Here is a 394-nt window from a genome sequence, read left to right on the forward strand (position 1 = left end):
GTGGTGCACACCGCGCGCTCCCGCCACAGGTCCCCGGTCATCCGGCGGTCTCACCGAAGATCACGCGGTACGCGCGGTCGGCCCGCCGGTCGGCGTCGCGCCGGGCCTTGCGGCCGGGCTGGTCCTCGACACAGGCCGGCGCCACGCACTGGTGTACCCCGCACTCCGCCTGCACGCGCCCTACCGCATGCCGGCCGGTCCGCATCCGGAACGCGATCGCACCCGGGGAGTAGAGCTGTTCCCGGTAGCGCTTGATCGGGGACCGGCTTGTACCGACGCGCTCGCCCGTCCACTCCAGATGGCCGCCTTCGAGCGGGCGGGTGTTCGCCGCCCACTTCTCCTCCAGCGTCCGGCGGGCGGGCAGGGGGATACGGGCCGCAGCACGGATACGGCG

1 pseudogene is annotated in these 394 nt (G+C 74.1%); it reads right to left on the reverse strand.

The annotated features are described in order from the left end of the window. Positions 1–37 precede the first annotated feature (37 nt). Positions 38–394, reverse strand: a pseudogene (locus RM572_RS29565) (hypothetical protein); the annotation flags it as partial.

It is taken from the genome of Streptomyces hazeniae, assembly GCF_031845485.1.
GTDB classification, from domain to species: Bacteria; Actinomycetota; Actinomycetes; order Streptomycetales; family Streptomycetaceae; genus Streptomyces; species Streptomyces hazeniae.